This window comes from Antiquaquibacter soli, from assembly GCF_030580675.1.
In the GTDB taxonomy this organism is placed as follows: Bacteria; Actinomycetota; Actinomycetes; order Actinomycetales; family Microbacteriaceae; genus Rhodoglobus; species Rhodoglobus soli.
In genome coordinates this window covers 118,206-134,143 of sequence record NZ_JAUQUB010000002.1, presented here as the reverse complement: position 1 = coordinate 134,143, position 15,938 = coordinate 118,206, and the positions used below count along the sequence as shown (strand labels likewise).

Genomic DNA, 15,938 nt, shown 5'->3' with positions numbered 1-15,938 from the left:
TACTCCCGCACCTCGCTCTCCACACCCCGTGCTCCTGCCGCGCGTTGTCGCCGGCCGCGCCTACAGTGGCTGCATGGCCAGACCCACCACGAGCTTCCGCTGCACCGAGTGCGGCTGGTCGAGCATCAAGTGGGTGGGGCGCTGCGGCGAGTGCCAGCAGTGGGGCACCGTCGTCGACACGAGCGAGCCGACCGTGCGGGTCGCTGCGGTGCGTCCGTCGACCGAGGCGCGCTCGATCACCGAGATCGGGGCGGAGGCCGTCGCGCACTGGCCGAGCGGGATCGCGGAGTTCGACCGGGTGCTCGGCGGCGGTATCGTGCCGGGCGCCGCGATCCTGCTGTCCGGCGAGCCGGGCGTCGGCAAGTCGACTCTCCTCCTCGAGGTCGCGTCGCGCGCCGCGTCCGAGGGACAGCGCGTGCTGTATGTGAGCGCGGAGGAGTCGGTGAGCCAGGTGCGGCTTCGGGCCGAGCGCACCCGCGCCCTGCATCCGGAGCTCTATCTCGCCGCGGAGACCGACCTCGCGACGATCCTGGGCCAGATCGACCAGGTGCAGCCACAGCTCGTGATCGTCGACAGCGTGCAGACCGTGTCGTCGTCACTCACCGACGGGCTCGCGGGCGGCCCGTCGCAAGTACGCGAGGTCGCCTCGACGCTCATCCGCGTCAGCAAAGACCGCAACCTTCCCGTTCTCCTCGTCGGGCACGTCACGAAGGATGGCACGATCGCCGGTCCCCGGCTGCTCGAGCACCTCGTCGACGTCGTGCTCCAGTTCGAGGGCGACCGTCAGACGGCGCTGCGGTTCGTGCGCGCCCACAAGAACCGCTTCGGACCGACGGACGAGGTGGGATGCTTCGAGATGACTGGTGACGGCATCGCCGAAGTGGCCGATCCCTCCGGTCTCTTCCTCTCCCGCGCCCGCACCCCCACCTCCGGCACGTGCGTCACCATCGCCGTCGAGGGTCGCCGCGCTCTCCCCGTCGAGGTGCAGGCGCTCATCGTGAAGACGCAGGCCCCGCAACCCCGCCGCGTGGTCAACGGCGTCGAGGGGTCTCGCGTGGCAATGCTCCTCGCGGTTCTCGAGCGGCGGGCGGGGCTGCCGCTGTCGGGCTTCGACGTCTACGTGTCCACGGTGGGAGGCATCCGACTCCTCGAGCCGGGCGCCGACCTCGCGATCGCCCTGGCCGTCGCAGGCGCCTACCGCGACAAGGCGTTCCCCGTCACCCAGGCCGCGGTCGGCGAGATCAGCCTCGCCGGCGAGATCCGCCCGGTCGCCTCGGCGAAGCAGCGCGCCGCCGAGGCTCGACGGCTGGGCTTCGCGACGCTCATCGACTCACAGGCCGTGCACCTGCGCGAGGCCCTGCGGCTCGCGTTCGCGGGCTCGACCGTCGAAAAGGTCGACGTTCCCGACTTCTGAGGCCGACGCCGCGGGCCGCCTACTTGACGACGGTGTTGCCCCAGTCGACGACGTCCCACGCGATCCACCCGTTCCGGCGGGCGAGCTCGACGACCACCGAGTCGGTGGTGCCGTCCGCGGCGACGCGGGTGCACGTGAACTGGTCGCCGATCACCATCGGCGGGGTGGGGCAGGTGACCTCGATCGACGCGCCCGAGAGCCCGAGCGCCTGTGCTTCGACCGAGTTCGCGGCCTCGGCGGCGAACACCCCCGGCAGCATCGCGATGATGAGCCCCGGCAGCACGAGGAACCCGGCGAACACCGACGTGACGGCGGCCGCCCACGCGGCCAGCGGAGCGAAGCCCTTGCCCGTCTCGCGGTAGGTGCGGATGGCGCGCACGAGGAGATAGGCCGGCGACGGCAGCAGCGCCCACCACGCGCTCGCGGGACGCTTGTGGCCCCACACGAGGAGCACGAGCCGGTCGAACGCGGCGATGAAGATGGAAAGGAAGTACGGGCCGAGGGCGAGGAGCACGAACAGCGCGGTGTTCGATCCCAGCCCCGAGAGCACGAGGATCGTCGAGAGCACGAGCTGGATGGCCGGCATGAGGGCGATCACCCAGACCGCCGCCGTGTAGCTGCGCATGTTGTTGGCGACGCGCTCCGGCGCCTCCTCCTCGGCGAGCGCGCTGAGCGTGGATGCTGCGGGCGCGGCGTTCGCGTGCGACGACGCACGGCGAGGCCCCGGCATGACATCCTCGACGGTGTCGGTGAGCGGCGGCTCGAGCTCCTTGAGCGTCATCGCGAGCAGGGGCTGGGCGCTGAGCTCCTCGCGCTCCGGCTCGGTCTCGGTGTCGAGGACGCTGTCGAGGGGCGACTCGAACTCGTCGGCGAAGGGGTCGGCGTACTGCGACTCGAAGGTGAACCCGCTCTGGCGGCGCTCGCGCTCGCGCTGCTCCCGGCGAGACGGGAGGTCGTCGTCGGCGAAGCCGAGTCGAGTCGAGGTCGTCGAGGGCTGGATGATGATGGGCGCGCGCGCTTCGGAGGTGTGCTCCGTCCACGCCTGAGAGTCCCACCAGCGAAGCTGTGGGAGTCCGAGCGGATCCGGGTACCACCCCGCGGGCACACCGAAGCTGTTGTCATCCACGCTCCAAGAGTAACCGGCAATGCTCTTGCGCAGAAAGCCCGTTCTACGCCCTTGACACGCCCAATTCAGGGGAATCCGCCAGATTTTGTCCCCAAAGGTGGGGGATGCTCCGAAAATCGGCCCCCGAATCGCCCCGCAATCCCCACCGTGCGCCGAGCGATCAACTTTCAACTATCTAGCGAGAGTTCACGTCTTGTGCGCACCCCGGGGCGGGTGTTTACTCGTCTTCACTAACCGCGGGACGCCGCCAAAGTAACCCGGAGGGGGACGCCTCACCGGGAGCCCGAAGGGAGACCAGAGGGCGCAGTCCGAGGGGAACCGAGAGGCGCCCGGAGGACGTACCGGCAGGGGTCCGCGAGGAAGCCCGCCGGTACGCCGGAGGGGGTGACCCCGACGGCAGACCCGCGCCGGCCGGGCCCGCAAGGGCCAGACCTGAGCGGTTCGCTCGAGAGGAGACTCGAGAGCACACAGAAGAACCCCCGCTCGCCCTCACGGGCCGCGGGGGTTCTTCGCGTTAAGCCCCGTCACTACGATCGAGCCCATGACCATCGACTCCGCCCTCACCGCGCTCGCGATCATTCTGAGCGTGGTCAGTGTCGCGCTCTCCGGCTGGTTCTCGATCCGCACCGCGCGCTTGAGCCACTCGCTCGCCGCCGAGCGGGAGGAGCGCCTCGAGCAGCAGTCGGCCCTCAAGGCCGCGGAGCAGGTCTACGAGCCGCTCGCCCAGGCCGCCGCGGAGCTGCAGTCGCGCATCTTCAATATCGTCGAGACCGGCTGGGTGCCCCTCATGAAGAGGTACGAGAGCCACGGCGATTACGCGATCGTCTCCACCGCGTTCCTCTTCGCCCACTATTTCGGCTGGATCGAGGCGCGGCGCCAGGCCGTGCTCGCCTCGAGCGGAGAGGGCGGGCGCGACCTCGAGGTGCAGCGCCACATCGACGCGGTGCTCAAGACCCTCCGCCGCAGCGAGGACTCCGAGGGCTTCCTCTTCTTCACCACGGAGCAGCGCGCGATCGGGGAGCTCATGCTCGAGTGGGAGACCGTCGCGAAGACCCGCGTCCCCAAGGTGAAGGGATACGCGGCGTTCGTGAAGCAGTATCGGGCGGATGAGTCGTTCCGCGAGTGGTTCCAGCCGGTGCACGCGGGAATGGAACTCGTCTCGACGGGCGACAACCGCCGGCTCATCGACATCCAGCGGGCGCTCGTCTCACTCATCGACGAGCTCGACCCCAAGCGCAAGTACACGGCCGGCTTCGAGCTCGAGCGCATCGAGCACACCCCGCGCTAGTCCCGGCCGTCAGGGATGCCCCGTCCACGAGCCAGGGCCACGATCACGAGTACCGCCCCGAGCGTCGCCTGCACGACGCCGATCGCTACCCACGACAGAACCGCATCCACCTGCGGGAGGGCGGCGGTCGCCAGGTAGTTTCCGACGTGGAAGCCCCCGTGCACGCCGATTGCGGCCCAGAGCGAGCCGGTCCAGAGCAGCAGTCCCGTCGCGAGCAGCGAGAAGCCGAGAGGAAGTGCGAGGTACAGGACATGCTCGACGGCCGACTGCTGGCCGCCGTTCGAGACGAGATGGATGGCGGTGAAGGACAGTGTCACGACGGTCACCGCGAGAACGGGCCGCCCTCGCAGCGACCACAGCAGCCAGCCGCGGAAGAGGAGCTCCTCCGGGATGCTCTGCTGCAGGAAGGCGAGACCCAGGTAGAACGCGATGAGCAGAGGCACCGGAGCAGCGGACTGGTCGCCGAGGGCGGACGCGCCCTCAGGGACGGACCCTGTCGCCGGCAGAAGCGCGCGCACGGCGAGGAGGGTGAGGGCGGCGACGGTGACGCCCAGGAAGAGCGCGAGGGCATCCCTCCTGGCCCATCGCCAGCCCACGGCGCGGATCGGCGCGCGCTCGAACCAGCGGGCCCACAGGCGCACGGCGAGCACGACGACGAGGAGCACCGCCGCCTGGACGACGAGGGCGAGGGCGAAGCCCCACGGCGACGTGCCGCCGAACACGTCGACGGCGCCCGGGATGAGCGACACGAGCACGGGCAGCAGTCCCGCGACCAGGTTGCCAATGACGAGTGTGCCGATGGCGACGAGGACGCGGACGATGATTCCGAGGGCGCCGAGGCCGAGACGGGGAGCCTCGGCGGTAGGGGGTGGTGTGGTCATACCGCCACCGTAGGAAGGCCGCGCGAGCCGGGGACCGCACCTGAGTCAGGATCGCCCGGACTCGGAGTCACCGGGCGCGGCCCCGAGTTCGTGACCGCGGTCACTGCCCACCCCGCGGCGACGCGCCTACCCTGGAACGATGCCCCGGCTTCCGACCCCCCGAGCAGGACTGCTCGACCTCGCGGCGGGCATCGGTCTGTCCGGTCCCGCAGTCATGGTGCTCTACTCCTTCGATGCGAGACCGCCCTGGATCATCGTGTCAGTCGTCGCGCTCCTCGCGCTCGCGGTCGGGCTGTGGGTGGTCTGGCGTCGCTCGGGGCAGCGGTCTCGCGGTGCCGCCATCGCGTTCGCAGGCGTCGCTGTCGCCACAATGGCGTTGGGCAACGGACCGCTGTTCAACGGCATCATCTGGGCGGCGTGCCTCATGCTCGGCCTCACCTTCGCGGCCACCGCCGTGCTCTGGTCGTACGCTGCGGGTCTCGTCGGCCTTGTCGTGGTACTCCACACGCTCTCGGGGAGCTCTGCCGAAAGAACTGCCATCGAAGCGGTCGCGACGCTGTTCGCCGCGGGCCTCGCCGCGGCTGTGGGCGCGGTGCTGCGGGACAGTATCCGCGCGAGCGCGGCACTCCACGAGGCGCTCGTGCAGTTAGATGCCGCGAACGACGAACTGCGCGAGCGCCTCGACAGCGACCGCGAGCTCGTGCTTGCCCACGAGCGGGAGCGCACCGCGCGCGGGCTTCACGACGACCTCGGCCACCGGCTCACGGCGATCGGGCTCTCGCTCGATTACGCGGTCCGGGTGGGCGACGAGGCAGCATCGCACGCGGAACTCGCGCGGGCTCGCGAACTCGTGGGCGACTCGCTCGATGCAATGCGTCGGCTCGTGCGCGCGATGCATCCCATCGAGCTGGGCGACGTGCGGGAAGTGGAGGCGTTCCGCGCCGTCGCCGAGGCGTTCCGGGGCACCGGCATCGACGTCCAGGTCGACGTGACGGGGGATGATGAGCCGCTCGCTCGTGCGCAGTCGCTCCTCCTGCTGCGCTTCGTACAGGAGGGCCTGACCAATGTTGTGCGGCATTCGGACGCCACCTCCGCCACCCTCGACCTCGTCGTCGGGAGCGAAGGCGTGCACGCCTGCCTCATCGACCGCGGCGGGCGGTCGACTCGGTCGATCGTCGAGGGCTTCGGTTTGCGATCACTGCGCTCGCGCGTGGAATCCGTCGGAGGGCGACTCGATGCGAGCCCGACCGCCGACGGCTTCCGGCTCGCACTGCGCCTGCCCCGGGAGGCTGCATGAGCGGGATCCGCGTCCTCGTCGTCGATGACCAGGAGCTGCTCCGGCGCGGCCTTCGCATGATCCTTCAGACGGTCGGCGGCATCACCGTCGTGGGCGAGGCAGAGAACGGCGAACACGCGCTCGCGCTCATCCCCGAACTCGCGCCCGACGTCGTCCTCGCCGACGCCCGGATGCCGGTCCTGGACGGCCTGGGACTCGTCATCCGCTGCGCCGCCGCCCATCCCGGGCTACCCGTCCTCGTGCTCACGACCTTCGACGATGCTCCACTCGTGCGCGAGCTCCTCGATGCCGGCGCGGGCGGGTTCCTTCTCAAGGACATCTCGACTGAGAGCCTCGTCGACGCTCTCGAGCAGGTGCGCGCTGGCGGGCTCGTCCTCGACCCGCGCGTGGCACGCGCGGCCCTCGCGCCGGCCGCGCCGCCTGCACCGCGACTCGACCTGACCGCGGGCGAGCTTGCCGTGGCGCGGCTCGTGTCGCGCGGGCTCGCCAACGCCGAGATCGCCGAGGAACTCCACCTCGCGTACGGCACGGTCAAGAACACCGTGTCCGCTGTGCTGCGCAAGCTCGGTCAGCCCGATCGGACAGCGCTCGCGCTGCACCTCGCGCGCGAGCTCGACTAGTCGGCCCGCACCCATCTAGTCGTCGAGCGCGGCGAGCCACCCGTTCATGCGGGCGGTGAACGCGGCGTCGACCGGCAACGGTTCGCCGTCGATGGCGCGGATGGGCGCCGCGAGCCGCACGCTCGACACGAGCCACGCAGCATCCGCCGACCTCAGCAGGTCCGGGGTGGTGAGTTCGAACGCGGTCGACATGCCGAGCGACTCGGCCCAGCGGAACACGTTGGCCTGGGTGGTTCCGTCGAGAATGCCGAGCCCGGTGCCGGGCGAGAGCAGGGCATCCCCGCGTCGGTAGACGACCGTGGAGGTCGGGCCCTCGAGCACGATGCCGTCGGATGACACGAACACGACGTCGTCGGCGCCGCGACGGACCGCCTCGCGCACCGCCGCCCGATTGATGGCGTAGCTCAGTGTCTTCGCGCCCGCGAGGAGCCACGGCGACGTGCGCTCCACGTCGTGCCGGTAGCCGCGATCGAGCAGGACGACGGCGAGTCCCTCGGTGCGCGCCGACTCGAAGGACGGCGAGTACGCCCCGTACGCCCACCCCGTCGGGCGGTCGCCGTACTCGATCCCCCGGGTGAGCACCGTCTTGACGAACGCTTCACGGGCGGGGTCGAGGGATGCCACGACCGCGAGGATCGTCTCGCGCCAGGCATCGGCGTCCGGTGCCGGCAGCTCGAGCATCGCGGCCGACCGGGCAAACCGGCTCAAGTGGTGCTCGAGCGCTTGGGCGCGACCGTGGTTGACGCTGAGCGTCTCGAAGATGCCATCGCCGCGGGTGACCCCGAGGTCGAGAACGGTGAGGTGGGCGGCATCCGGATCGACGAAGCGGTAGACCGGCGCACCCGGGTCACCGGGCGCCTCGCGCGACGGGCGCGACAGCAGCGCGAGAACGTGCTCGGCCATCAGTTGAGGAGGAACTGCTTGGTGGTCGCCGACTCGATCTCGCCGATCGAGACCTCGAGGTGGTAGCTCGCCCCGCCCGCGACGACCGGCTCGCGCGCGGCGTCGCAGGTGTCGACCGACGAGCGCGTGCGATCCCACGTGATGGCGGCGCTCTGCTTCGGCACGCCCGGCTGAAGGATGATCTCGGCGGCGACGGGGTCGCTCTGGCAATCCTTCGACGACCAGATGAGCTCCTCGCCGCTCGTGATGCGGAACTCCTGCAGGTCGGAGCCCGCACCCAGCAGGCACGGCTCGGTCATCGTGCTCTTGAGGGTGAACGAGAGCTGCGGGTTGACGCCGGGGTCGTAGCTGTCGGCATCGGTGATCGGGTCGATCGTGATCTTGGCGGGGTCGCACTCGACGGCGTCGCCATCGGAGCCCGAGGCGTTCGTCGAGGTCGCCGACGGCGACGGGCTCGTGCCCGTCGGGGTGGGTGTACCACCGCGGGGCTGCACGACGATGAGCACGACGATGGCGACGATCGCGAGCAGAACGAGGAGCACGACGAGTCGACGGCGCCAGTACACCTTCGCCGGCTGCGGGCCGACAGGGTTCCGGAATGTCGACATGCCCCCAGGGTAGGCGGGCCCGCGGGGCTACAGGTGCTTGAGCATCCGCGTGTTGCCGAGAGTGTTCTGCTTCACGCGGGCCAGGTCGAGGAACTCGGCGACACCCTCGTCGGGCGAGAGGGCGAGCTGGGCGAACACCTCGGGGTCGACGATCTTCTCGCCGATCGGCTCGAAGCCGTGGCGGCCGAAGAACTCGGTCTCGAAGGTCAGGCAGAACAGCCGCGAGAGGCCCAGCTCACGGGCATCCGCCTCGATGCGGTCCAGGATGGCGTGGCCGACGCCCGTGCCCAGGTGGTCGTCGCGCACGGCAAGGGTGCGCACCTCGCCGAGGTCCTCCCACATGACGTGCAGGGCGCCGCATCCCACCGCGACGCCGTCGACCTCCGCGATTCGGAACTCCTGGACGGCCTCGTAGAGCGTGACCCGGTCCTTGCCGAGCAGGATGCGACGTGCCGCGAGCGGTTCCACGAGGGCCTGGATCGCGGGGATGTCGCTCGTGCGCGCGCGGCGCACCTCGAGGGAGGTCACGGAGCTAATTTAGTCCGGACAGGAAGTCGCCGAGACCTCCGAAGAAGGCACCGACACCGTCGAGCGTGTCAGCGGCATCGACGGTGCTCGCGAGATCCGCGATCGCGATGACGGCATCCGCTCCGTAGACGGCGAGCTCGAGGAGCTCGAGCGCGTCGATGGCGTCGAGACCCTCCGTGAGGTTCTGGTGCTGCGTGTCGATCGCCTTCGCCCACTCGCGCTCGAGCCCGAACAGCACGGCGTACGGGAGGAGGCGCTCGTTGAGCAGGAGCATCTCGCGGCCGTCGACGACTCGAGTGGCCGTGCCATCCGGCGACTGCAGAAGCGCGAAGCGCTCCTTCTCCGCCAGGCGGACGTAGTCGTGGATGCCCCACAGGTGGTCGACCACCGGGTACGCCTTCGGCGTGGCGATGACGGGCTCGCGCTTGAGCGGCGTGAAGAACTTCGCCCAGAAGCCGCGCTCCGTCGCGAGCCCGTCGCGGACGAGGGCGGCGGTGATCGCGCGGTGCGGCTCGCGGAGCAGCGCCCCGAGTCCGGAATTGCGGCCGCGGGAGATGACGAGCTCCGCACCGGGCCGCGGGCCCCCGAACAGCGCCGCGAGCACCGATCGCTCGTCGGCGCCCTCGCCGTCTGCGTTCACGAGCCCGAAGCGGAAGCCCTTCTCCGTCCGCGAGATCGTGATGACCTTGCGCACCGCGAAGTCCACGATCTGCGCGGCCATCGCCCGCTTGCCGTCGCCGAGCAGCTCGGCGGCCGCGACGAGACTCAGGCCGGGCGGCGGCAGGTACTGGGGGACGATGATCCGGTCGGGGCGGCGCACGACCGACAGCTTAACGAGAACGAGCCCGCCGACCCCTTCGTCAGGGTCGGCGGGCTCGCCCGCGCAATCTCAGTGCAACCTACGCCTCGAGCGCGGCCGGCTCGGCCTCCGGCTCCACCGCTCCCGGCTGGCGGGAGGTGGTGAACACGAACTGCCCGTCGGCGAAGTCCACGTGGACGTGGTCGCCGGCGTTGAGCTCGCCGTGGAGGATCTTCTCGCTCAGAGCATCCTCGACCTCGTGCTGAACCGCACGACGCAGCGGACGGGCGCCGAGCGCCGGGTCCCAGCCGACCTTGATGAGCTGCTCCTTGGCGGCCTGCGTGAGCTCGATCGTGAGGTCGCGGTCCATGAGGCGGAACTTGAGCCGCTTGATGAACAGGTCCACGATCTGCAGCAGCTCGCTCTGGGTGAGCTGCGGGAACACGATCGTCTCGTCGACGCGGTTGAGGAACTCGGGCTTGAAGTGCTTCTTGAGCTCCTCCTGCACCTTGCCCCGCATCCGGTCGTAGCTCGTCTGCGTGTCGCCCTCGATCTGGAAGCCGACGGGACCGCCGGTGATGTCCTTCGTACCGAGGTTCGTGGTCATGATGATCACGGTGTTCTTGAAGTCGACGACGCGGCCCTGGCCATCCGTCAGACGTCCCTCCTCCAGGATCTGGAGGAGCGAGTTGAAGATGTCGGGGTGCGCCTTCTCGATCTCGTCGAACAGCACGACGCTGAACGGCTTGCGGCGGACCTTCTCGGTGAGCTGGCCGCCCTCCTCGAAACCGACGAACCCGGGAGGGGCGCCGAACAAGCGGGAGACGGTGTGCTTCTCGCCGTACTCGCTCATGTCGAGCGAGATGAGGGCGTTCTCGTCGTCGAAGAGGAACTCCGCGAGCGCCTTGGCGAGCTCGGTCTTACCGACACCGGTGGGGCCGGCGAAGATGAACGAGCCGGAGGGGCGCTTCGGGTCCTTGAGTCCGGCGCGCGTGCGACGGATGGTCTTGGCGAGGACCGAGATGGCCTCCTCCTGACCGATGACGCGCTCGTGCAGGGCCTTCTCCATGAAGATGAGCCGGCTGGACTCCTCCTCGGTGAGCTTGAACACCGGGATGCCCGTTGCCGCGGCCAGCACCTCGGCGATGAGCCCCTCGTCCACGGTGCCGGTGGTGCCGACATCCCCGGACTTCCACTGCTTCTCGAGGCGCAGCCGCTCGCCGAGCAGCTTCTTCTCCTCGTCGCGCAGGCTCGCGGCCTTCTCGAAGTCCTGGTCCTCGATCGCGGCCTCCTTCTGGCCGCGCACGACGGCGATGCGCTCGTCGAACTCGCGCAGCTCCGGCGGGGCGGAGAGGATCGACAGCCGCAGTCGGGCGCCGGCCTCGTCGAGCAGGTCGATCGCCTTGTCCGGCAGGAAGCGGTCCTGCACGTAGCGGTCGGCGAGGTTCGCGGCGGCGACGATCGCGCCATCCGTGATCGAGACCTTGTGGAACGCCTCGTACTTGTCGCGCAGCCCCTTGAGGATGTTGATCGCGTGCGGCAGCGACGGCTCGTTGACCTGCACCGGCTGGAAGCGGCGCTCGAGAGCGGCATCCTTCTCGAAGTGCTTGCGGTACTCGTCGAGCGTGGTCGCGCCGATGGTCTGCAGCTCGCCGCGCGCGAGCAGCGGCTTCAGGATGCTCGCCGCGTCGATCGCGCCCTCGGCAGCACCCGCTCCGACGAGCGTGTGGATCTCGTCGATGAACGTGATGATGTCGCCGCGAGTGCGGATTTCCTTGGTGACCTTCTTGAGGCGCTCCTCGAAGTCGCCGCGGTACCGGCTGCCCGCGATGAGCGAGCCGAGGTCGAGCGTGTAGAGCTGCTTGTCCTTGAGGGTCTCCGGGACATCCCCGCGCACGATCGCCTGGGCGAGGCCCTCGACGACGGCGGTCTTGCCGACACCGGGCTCACCGATGAGGACGGGGTTGTTCTTGGAGCGGCGGGAGAGGATCTGCATGACCCGCTCCATCTCCTTCTCGCGCCCGATGACGGGGTCGAGCTTGCCGTCGCGCGCGGCCTGCGTGAGGTTGCGCCCGAACTGGTCGAGGATCTGGCTGCCCTTGTCGGGGGCGGAGTCGTTGCCACCGACGGCGACCGCCTCCTTGCCCTGGTAGCCGGAGAGCAGCTGGATGACCTGCTGGCGCACCCGGTTGAGGTCGGCGCCGAGCTTGACGAGCACCTGGGCGGCGACGCCCTCGCCCTCGCGGATCAAGCCGAGGAGGATGTGCTCCGTGCCGATGTAGTTGTGGCCGAGCTGCAGGGCCTCGCGGAGCGAGAGCTCGAGCACCTTCTTGGCGCGCGGCGTGAAGGGGATGTGCCCCGTCGGCTGCTGCTGGCCCTGCCCGATGATGTCCTGGACCTGCTCGCGCACCGCGTCGAGCGAGATGCCGAGCGACTCGAGCGCCTTCGCCGCGACGCCCTCACCCTCGTGGATGAGGCCCAGGAGGATGTGCTCGGTGCCGATGTAGTTGTGGTTGAGCATCTTGGCCTCTTCTTGGGCCAGGACGACGACACGACGGGCTCGGTCGGTGAATCTCTCGAACATTTCCACTCCCTGCACGCACCTCTGGGTGGCGCGATACAAAGAGACTAACCACCGGGGGCGGCGAAAAGTCCGCTGTTCGCCGTGGGCGTGAGCGGGGTTGCGCGTCGTGGCCGATCGACGTAGCTTAACGTTTATCGTTATTATCGATATTCGTTACGGACAGTTGCTCAACCCTCTCGTCAGGAGACCGACCATGTCGACACCCCTCCCCAGCCGCAGCGACCGCGGCGCGCTCATCCTCGCCATCGTCCTCGGCATCGGGGTCGTCGGATACACCCTCTTCGAGGCCGTGATCCGCAGCATCCTCATCCTGGGCAACACCAATGTGCCCGTTGTCGCCGCCTTCGACGACATGGCCTCGCTCGCCGTGCTTCCCGATGGTGGTTCGCTCGACGTCGTCGCAAGCCAGGCGATCGTCTCGGCGAGCGGGATGGATCCCGTCACCGTCACTTCGCTCCTCCTGGCCGAGATCATCTCGGCGCTCGCGGTGTCGATCACGGTCGTGTGCACGTGCCTCGTCCTGCGGAACATCATCCGAGGGGAGGCGTTCGGCCGCGCCAACGTCGTCCTCGTCGGCACGGCCACCTTCGCGGTCGCCGGCGGCTGGGTGCTCAACTGGCTCTTCACCACCATGGGCGCCAACGGAGCGCTCGCGGCGCTCGGCGCCCCCACCGCGAACGTCCCCTTCCCCGTCGAGCCCGTCACCGTGTTCGCGATCGCCGCACTCGGCGGCCTGTCGACGGCGTTCGTCATCGGCCACCGCCTCCAGAACGAGACGGAGGGACTCGTCTGATGGCAGAAGACGACGGCCCCAGCCGCATCCACTGCCGACTCGACGAGCTGCTCGCGGAGCGCGGGATGACCGTGGCGCGACTGTCGGAGCTCGTCGGCGTGAGCGTCGTCAACCTGTCGGTGCTCAAGAACGACCGGGCTCGAGCCATCCGGTTTTCCACGTTGACGGCGATCTGCGAGGCCCTGGACTGCCAAGTGGGGGACCTCTTAGTTACTCTCAGGCCATGAGCTACGACGATGACGACGATCGGCCCGTGACCTTCCTCGGCCGGCTGCGCAACCAGAAGGCGATCGTGTGGGTGCTGATCATCGGGCTGGTCGTGCTCGCCGTGGGCGCGGGCACGATCGTCGCGCTCGTGTCGGCGCTGAATCCGTTCTAGTCCTCCCCAGTCTGGAGTCGTCCACAGTCTGCGCCGGATGCCCGCGCGGCCGCTCTCGCGGCGGCTACGGTGGGATGCATGCACTTCGACCACAAGTGCATGCACTAACCTGACGGTATGGGAGTGACGGTGCAGGTTCGGGATCTCGACGCGGGAGTGCAGGAGACGCTGCGGGCAGCCGCGCAGAAGGCGGGGTTGTCGTTCTCGGCCTACCTCCGCCAGGAACTGACGAAGCTCGCCGAGAACATCGAGTTCTGGGAGCGAGCGGAGAAGCTCGGTGCGCGGCGCAATCCCTTGGGGATCGACACCTCGTTCTTCGACGGGATCCCCACCCAGGAGATCGTCGACATGATCCGTGAGGACCGGGACCGATGACCGCCCTCGTCATCGACGCTTCTGTCGCCCCCACGCGGAGCGACGTGCTCGACGGTGCAGAGACGCTCCACGCGCCCGAGCTCATCGACATCGAGATGGCGAACATCGTGCGCAAGTCCGTGCTCCGCCGCGAACGGAGCATCGAGCACGGAGCTGCAGTGCTCTCTGCGTGGGCGCGGAACCGCGTCATCCGGCATTCTCACGCCGCGCTCCTCGATGACATCTGGGCACTGCGCGGCTCCATCACCCCGTACGACGCTTCGTACGTCGCCCTGGCGTCCAGCCTGGGCATTCCGCTCGTGACCGCTGACCGCCGCCTCGCCGCCGCCGCCCGATCGCACTGCGACGTCGTCGTCATCGAGCGTCCGTAGGCTGGCCCCCATGCATCCGCTGCTCGCCGAACTCGTCGCGCCGTTCGACCGGCTGCCCGAGGCCGACGCCGTCGCGGTGCTCGCCGACCACTACGGGCTCGCCGACGTGTCACTCGAGCGGCTCGACACCGAGCGTGATGACACGTTCCGAGTGCGGTCCGGCGAGCGGGACCTCGTGCTCAAGGTGGCGCACCCGCAGGATGACTCGAGCGTGATCGACCTGCAGCTGCGAGCGCTTCAGCACGCGGCATCTGTCGACCCGCTGCTGCCGTTGCAGGTCATAGTGTTCACCACTGACGGGGAGGTTGCGACCGAGGTCGGCGGCCGCGTCGCCCGGGTCTTCGAGTGGGTCGACGGCGCGCTCGCCCGGGGCGGCTCCCCGACGCCGAAGCAGCTGCAGGCGTCGGGGCGGATGCTCGGGCGGCTGTCGCGCGCGCTGCAGGGGTTCGAGCATCCCGCCGCCGACCGCGGTCTCGCGTGGGATATTTCGCGCCTGCCGGTCCTCCGCGAGCTCCCCGCGAACCCGGCCACCGCCGAGATCATCGACCGCTTCGAGGAGAAGGTGCTCCCCGTGCTCGAGGGGCTGCCGCGGCAGGTCATCCACAACGACTTCCACCCCGGCAACCTGCTCGTCGACCCGAACGACGAGGCGTACGTCACGGGCATCCTCGACTTCGGCGACACCGTGCGGTCGGCGCGCGTCAACGACCTCGGCGTCGCGCTCGCCTACCTGTCGACCGGCTCGAGCCCGTGGGAGGCGGCGCGCCCGTTCATCGCCGGGTTCGAGGAGGTCGTACCTCTACTGCCTGCCGAGCGCGCGGTGCTGCCGCACCTCGTGTCGGCGCGACTCGTGCAGCGGGTGCTGCTCAACCAGATGCTCGAGCGGGACGCGGAGCAGAACGGCGCGTTCTAGAGAGCCGGGTCTCGGGACAGCTCCGGCAGGTCCGGGAAAGTGACGTGCACGAGGGGGCTCCCGCTCATCCACGCGCTCAGGGGCGCGACCGGCTGGGCGATGCCGGCGGGGTTGCGCGGCTGGTTGAGGTCGGCGATGACCGAGCGGAACACGCGCTCCCGATGCTGGGGGTCGAGCACCGGCACTCCGTGGGCGGCGAGGTCGGCGCGCACTCCGTGAGTGAGATGGAACGTGAAGTCGGGGTGGGCGACGATGTTGGCGTACCAGGCGCGCCGTGCGGGAGTGGTCGTCAGGTAGATCTCGCCGTCGGCGCGGTAGAACCAGATCTCGATCCGTCGCGGGCGACCCGTGCGGGCACCCGTCGTGGTGATGTCGACGGTACGCTCGCGCGCACTCGACTCGGGGGTGATCTCGAGGGCTCGGCGGACCCGGGCATCCATGTCGACTCCTAAGTAAATAATCGTTTACTTATAGAGTATCAGCAAGCCCAGGGAGGTCGGATGCCCGCACGCAACGCCGAGGCGACGAGAACCCGCATCCTCGACGCGGCACTCGCCGAGTTCGCCGACCGAGGATTCGCGGGCGGTCGAGTCGACCGCGTTGCTCGCGCCGCCGAGACCAACGTGCGGATGATCTACGCCTACTTCGGGGGCAAGGACGCCCTCTTCGACGCGGCACTGACCTCGGCGATCGAACGGATGGCCGCCGCTGTCCCCCCGCGGCCGGCGGACCTCGCCGCGTGGGCCGGGGACCTCTTCGACTTCCACGGGTCGGATGCCACGACCCTCCGCATCGCGCTGTGGGCGCAGCTCGAGAGACCCGAGGCCGCGGCCGAGCCGCTCGACGACTACCTCGCCAAGGTCTCGGCGGTGACCGGCGCGAGCCCCCTCGATGCCGTCGACGTGCTCACCTTCGTGTACTCGCTCGCCCAGGCGTGGTATCTCACCCCCATCGGCCTGCTGCTCTCCGCGGACGGGCGCGACCCTCGCGACCCCGCGCGCGTCGCCGCGCACCGGGAGGCGCTCGTCGCCACCGTGCACCGGCTCACCGGGAAGTGAC

Annotated in this window: 19 protein-coding genes; 11 read left to right on the top strand and 8 right to left on the bottom strand. The window is 69.5% G+C overall.

What is annotated here, in order from left to right:
• Positions 1 to 73 precede the first annotated feature (73 nt).
• Positions 74 to 1,414, top strand: coding sequence for a DNA repair protein RadA (gene radA / locus Q5716_RS10690; protein WP_305003124.1), 1,341 nt, complete (start codon positions 74 to 76; stop codon positions 1,412 to 1,414).
• 19 nt (positions 1,415 to 1,433) lie between these two features.
• Here radA and Q5716_RS10685 read toward each other — a convergent pair whose 3' ends face one another.
• Complete coding sequence (locus Q5716_RS10685; protein WP_305003123.1) at positions 1,434 to 2,540, bottom strand: DUF2510 domain-containing protein; 1,107 nt, start codon at positions 2,538 to 2,540, stop codon at positions 1,434 to 1,436.
• Between the two features lie 541 nt (positions 2,541 to 3,081).
• On the opposite strand from Q5716_RS10685, the gene Q5716_RS10680 reads away from it, so the two are divergent.
• Positions 3,082 to 3,828, top strand: a complete 747-nt coding sequence (locus tag Q5716_RS10680; protein WP_305003122.1) for a hypothetical protein — start codon at positions 3,082 to 3,084, stop codon at positions 3,826 to 3,828.
• Here Q5716_RS10680 and Q5716_RS10675 read toward each other — a convergent pair.
• Positions 3,825 to 4,709 carry a CPBP family intramembrane glutamic endopeptidase gene (locus Q5716_RS10675; protein WP_305003121.1) on the bottom strand — a complete coding sequence of 295 codons (885 nt, stop codon included), beginning with the start codon at positions 4,707 to 4,709 and terminating at the stop codon, positions 3,825 to 3,827. The genes Q5716_RS10680 and Q5716_RS10675 overlap by 4 nt on opposite strands.
• A 139-nt stretch (positions 4,710 to 4,848) precedes the next feature.
• On the opposite strand from Q5716_RS10675, the gene Q5716_RS10670 reads away from it, so the two are divergent.
• Both Q5716_RS10670 and Q5716_RS10665 read left to right on the top strand, forming a co-directional pair.
• Positions 4,849 to 6,006: a sensor histidine kinase gene (locus Q5716_RS10670; protein ID WP_305003120.1), complete on the top strand. Its 1,158-nt coding sequence runs from the start codon at positions 4,849 to 4,851 to the stop codon at positions 6,004 to 6,006.
• Positions 6,003 to 6,626, top strand: a complete 624-nt coding sequence (locus Q5716_RS10665) for a response regulator transcription factor (protein WP_305003119.1) — start codon at positions 6,003 to 6,005, stop codon at positions 6,624 to 6,626. The genes Q5716_RS10670 and Q5716_RS10665 overlap by 4 nt, the downstream gene beginning before the upstream one ends.
• A gap of 15 nt (positions 6,627 to 6,641) precedes the next feature.
• On the opposite strand, the gene Q5716_RS10660 is transcribed toward Q5716_RS10665, so the two are convergent.
• The 5 genes from Q5716_RS10660 to Q5716_RS10640 form a co-directional block, all read right to left on the bottom strand.
• A complete protein-coding gene (locus Q5716_RS10660; RefSeq protein WP_305003118.1) occupies positions 6,642 to 7,529 on the bottom strand; it encodes an aminodeoxychorismate lyase in 888 nt (295 codons plus the stop codon).
• Positions 7,529 to 8,137 carry a hypothetical protein gene (locus tag Q5716_RS10655; RefSeq protein ID WP_305003117.1) on the bottom strand — a complete coding sequence of 203 codons (609 nt, stop codon included), beginning with the start codon at positions 8,135 to 8,137 and terminating at the stop codon, positions 7,529 to 7,531. The genes Q5716_RS10660 and Q5716_RS10655 overlap by 1 nt, the downstream gene beginning before the upstream one ends.
• A 27-nt stretch (positions 8,138 to 8,164) precedes the next feature.
• Positions 8,165 to 8,665 (bottom strand): amino-acid N-acetyltransferase, encoded by a 501-nt coding sequence (locus Q5716_RS10650; protein WP_305003116.1) that lies wholly within the window; start codon positions 8,663 to 8,665, stop codon positions 8,165 to 8,167.
• Positions 8,666 to 8,669: 4 nt separating this feature from the next.
• Positions 8,670 to 9,485, bottom strand: coding sequence for a DUF2207 domain-containing protein (locus Q5716_RS10645; RefSeq protein ID WP_305003115.1), 816 nt, complete (start codon positions 9,483 to 9,485; stop codon positions 8,670 to 8,672).
• Positions 9,486 to 9,564: 79 nt separating this feature from the next.
• The gene (locus Q5716_RS10640) at positions 9,565 to 12,048 is read right to left on the bottom strand and encodes an ATP-dependent Clp protease ATP-binding subunit (protein ID WP_305003114.1); all 2,484 of its coding nucleotides are present in this window, start codon (positions 12,046 to 12,048) and stop codon (positions 9,565 to 9,567) included.
• 193 nt (positions 12,049 to 12,241) lie between these two features.
• Between Q5716_RS10640 and Q5716_RS10635 the strand changes: the two genes are divergently transcribed.
• The 6 genes from Q5716_RS10635 to Q5716_RS10610 all read left to right on the top strand — a co-directional run bounded on the left by Q5716_RS10635 (position 12,242) and on the right by Q5716_RS10610 (position 14,879).
• Positions 12,242 to 12,841, top strand: coding sequence for a hypothetical protein (locus Q5716_RS10635; RefSeq protein ID WP_305003113.1), 600 nt, complete (start codon positions 12,242 to 12,244; stop codon positions 12,839 to 12,841).
• Positions 12,841 to 13,068, top strand: coding sequence for a helix-turn-helix domain-containing protein (locus Q5716_RS10630; protein ID WP_305003112.1), 228 nt, complete (start codon positions 12,841 to 12,843; stop codon positions 13,066 to 13,068). Before Q5716_RS10635 ends, Q5716_RS10630 begins: the two co-directional genes overlap by 1 nt.
• The gene (locus Q5716_RS10625) at positions 13,065 to 13,220 is read left to right on the top strand and encodes a hypothetical protein (protein WP_305003111.1); all 156 of its coding nucleotides are present in this window, start codon (positions 13,065 to 13,067) and stop codon (positions 13,218 to 13,220) included. The genes Q5716_RS10630 and Q5716_RS10625 overlap by 4 nt, the downstream gene beginning before the upstream one ends.
• Positions 13,221 to 13,343: 123 nt before the next feature.
• Positions 13,344 to 13,595, top strand: a complete 252-nt coding sequence (locus tag Q5716_RS10620) for a regulator of G-protein signaling domain-containing protein (protein ID WP_305003110.1) — start codon at positions 13,344 to 13,346, stop codon at positions 13,593 to 13,595.
• Entirely contained in the window at positions 13,592 to 13,966 is a 375-nt protein-coding gene (locus Q5716_RS10615) for a type II toxin-antitoxin system VapC family toxin (protein ID WP_305003109.1), read from the top strand. The genes Q5716_RS10620 and Q5716_RS10615 overlap by 4 nt, the downstream gene beginning before the upstream one ends.
• A 10-nt stretch (positions 13,967 to 13,976) precedes the next feature.
• Positions 13,977 to 14,879 carry a phosphotransferase gene (locus Q5716_RS10610; RefSeq protein WP_305003108.1) on the top strand — a complete coding sequence of 301 codons (903 nt, stop codon included), beginning with the start codon at positions 13,977 to 13,979 and terminating at the stop codon, positions 14,877 to 14,879.
• Here the strand turns inward: Q5716_RS10610 and Q5716_RS10605 are convergent.
• Positions 14,876 to 15,319 carry a nitroreductase/quinone reductase family protein gene (locus tag Q5716_RS10605; protein WP_305003107.1) on the bottom strand — a complete coding sequence of 148 codons (444 nt, stop codon included), beginning with the start codon at positions 15,317 to 15,319 and terminating at the stop codon, positions 14,876 to 14,878. The two genes, Q5716_RS10610 and Q5716_RS10605, sit on opposite strands and share 4 nt — an antisense overlap.
• Before the next feature lie 60 nt (positions 15,320 to 15,379).
• Between Q5716_RS10605 and Q5716_RS10600 the strand changes: the two genes are divergently transcribed.
• Positions 15,380 to 15,937 carry a TetR/AcrR family transcriptional regulator gene (locus Q5716_RS10600; protein ID WP_305003106.1) on the top strand — a complete coding sequence of 186 codons (558 nt, stop codon included), beginning with the start codon at positions 15,380 to 15,382 and terminating at the stop codon, positions 15,935 to 15,937.
• Position 15,938 lies beyond the last annotated feature (1 nt).

What these genes read in the sequence shown, in the direction of transcription:
- radA (WP_305003124.1), top strand. Translation starts at nt 74, where the DNA reads ATGGCCAGACCCACCACGAGCTTCCGCTGCACCGAGTGCGGCTGGTCG.
- Q5716_RS10680 (WP_305003122.1), top strand. Translation starts at nt 3,082, where the DNA reads ATGACCATCGACTCCGCCCTCACCGCGCTCGCGATCATTCTGAGCGTG.
- Q5716_RS10675 (WP_305003121.1), bottom strand. Translation starts at nt 4,709, where the DNA reads ATGACCACACCACCCCCTACCGCCGAGGCTCCCCGTCTCGGCCTCGGC.
- Q5716_RS10670 (WP_305003120.1), top strand. Translation starts at nt 4,849, where the DNA reads ATGCCCCGGCTTCCGACCCCCCGAGCAGGACTGCTCGACCTCGCGGCG.
- Q5716_RS10665 (WP_305003119.1), top strand. Translation starts at nt 6,003, where the DNA reads ATGAGCGGGATCCGCGTCCTCGTCGTCGATGACCAGGAGCTGCTCCGG.
- Q5716_RS10660 (WP_305003118.1), bottom strand. Translation starts at nt 7,529, where the DNA reads ATGGCCGAGCACGTTCTCGCGCTGCTGTCGCGCCCGTCGCGCGAGGCG.
- Q5716_RS10655 (WP_305003117.1), bottom strand. Translation starts at nt 8,137, where the DNA reads ATGTCGACATTCCGGAACCCTGTCGGCCCGCAGCCGGCGAAGGTGTAC.
- Q5716_RS10640 (WP_305003114.1), bottom strand. Translation starts at nt 12,048, where the DNA reads ATGTTCGAGAGATTCACCGACCGAGCCCGTCGTGTCGTCGTCCTGGCC.
- Q5716_RS10635 (WP_305003113.1), top strand. Translation starts at nt 12,242, where the DNA reads ATGTCGACACCCCTCCCCAGCCGCAGCGACCGCGGCGCGCTCATCCTC.
- Q5716_RS10630 (WP_305003112.1), top strand. Translation starts at nt 12,841, where the DNA reads ATGGCAGAAGACGACGGCCCCAGCCGCATCCACTGCCGACTCGACGAG.
- Q5716_RS10625 (WP_305003111.1), top strand. Translation starts at nt 13,065, where the DNA reads ATGAGCTACGACGATGACGACGATCGGCCCGTGACCTTCCTCGGCCGG.
- Q5716_RS10615 (WP_305003109.1), top strand. Translation starts at nt 13,592, where the DNA reads ATGACCGCCCTCGTCATCGACGCTTCTGTCGCCCCCACGCGGAGCGAC.
- Q5716_RS10610 (WP_305003108.1), top strand. Translation starts at nt 13,977, where the DNA reads ATGCATCCGCTGCTCGCCGAACTCGTCGCGCCGTTCGACCGGCTGCCC.
- Q5716_RS10605 (WP_305003107.1), bottom strand. Translation starts at nt 15,319, where the DNA reads ATGGATGCCCGGGTCCGCCGAGCCCTCGAGATCACCCCCGAGTCGAGT.
- Q5716_RS10600 (WP_305003106.1), top strand. Translation starts at nt 15,380, where the DNA reads ATGCCCGCACGCAACGCCGAGGCGACGAGAACCCGCATCCTCGACGCG.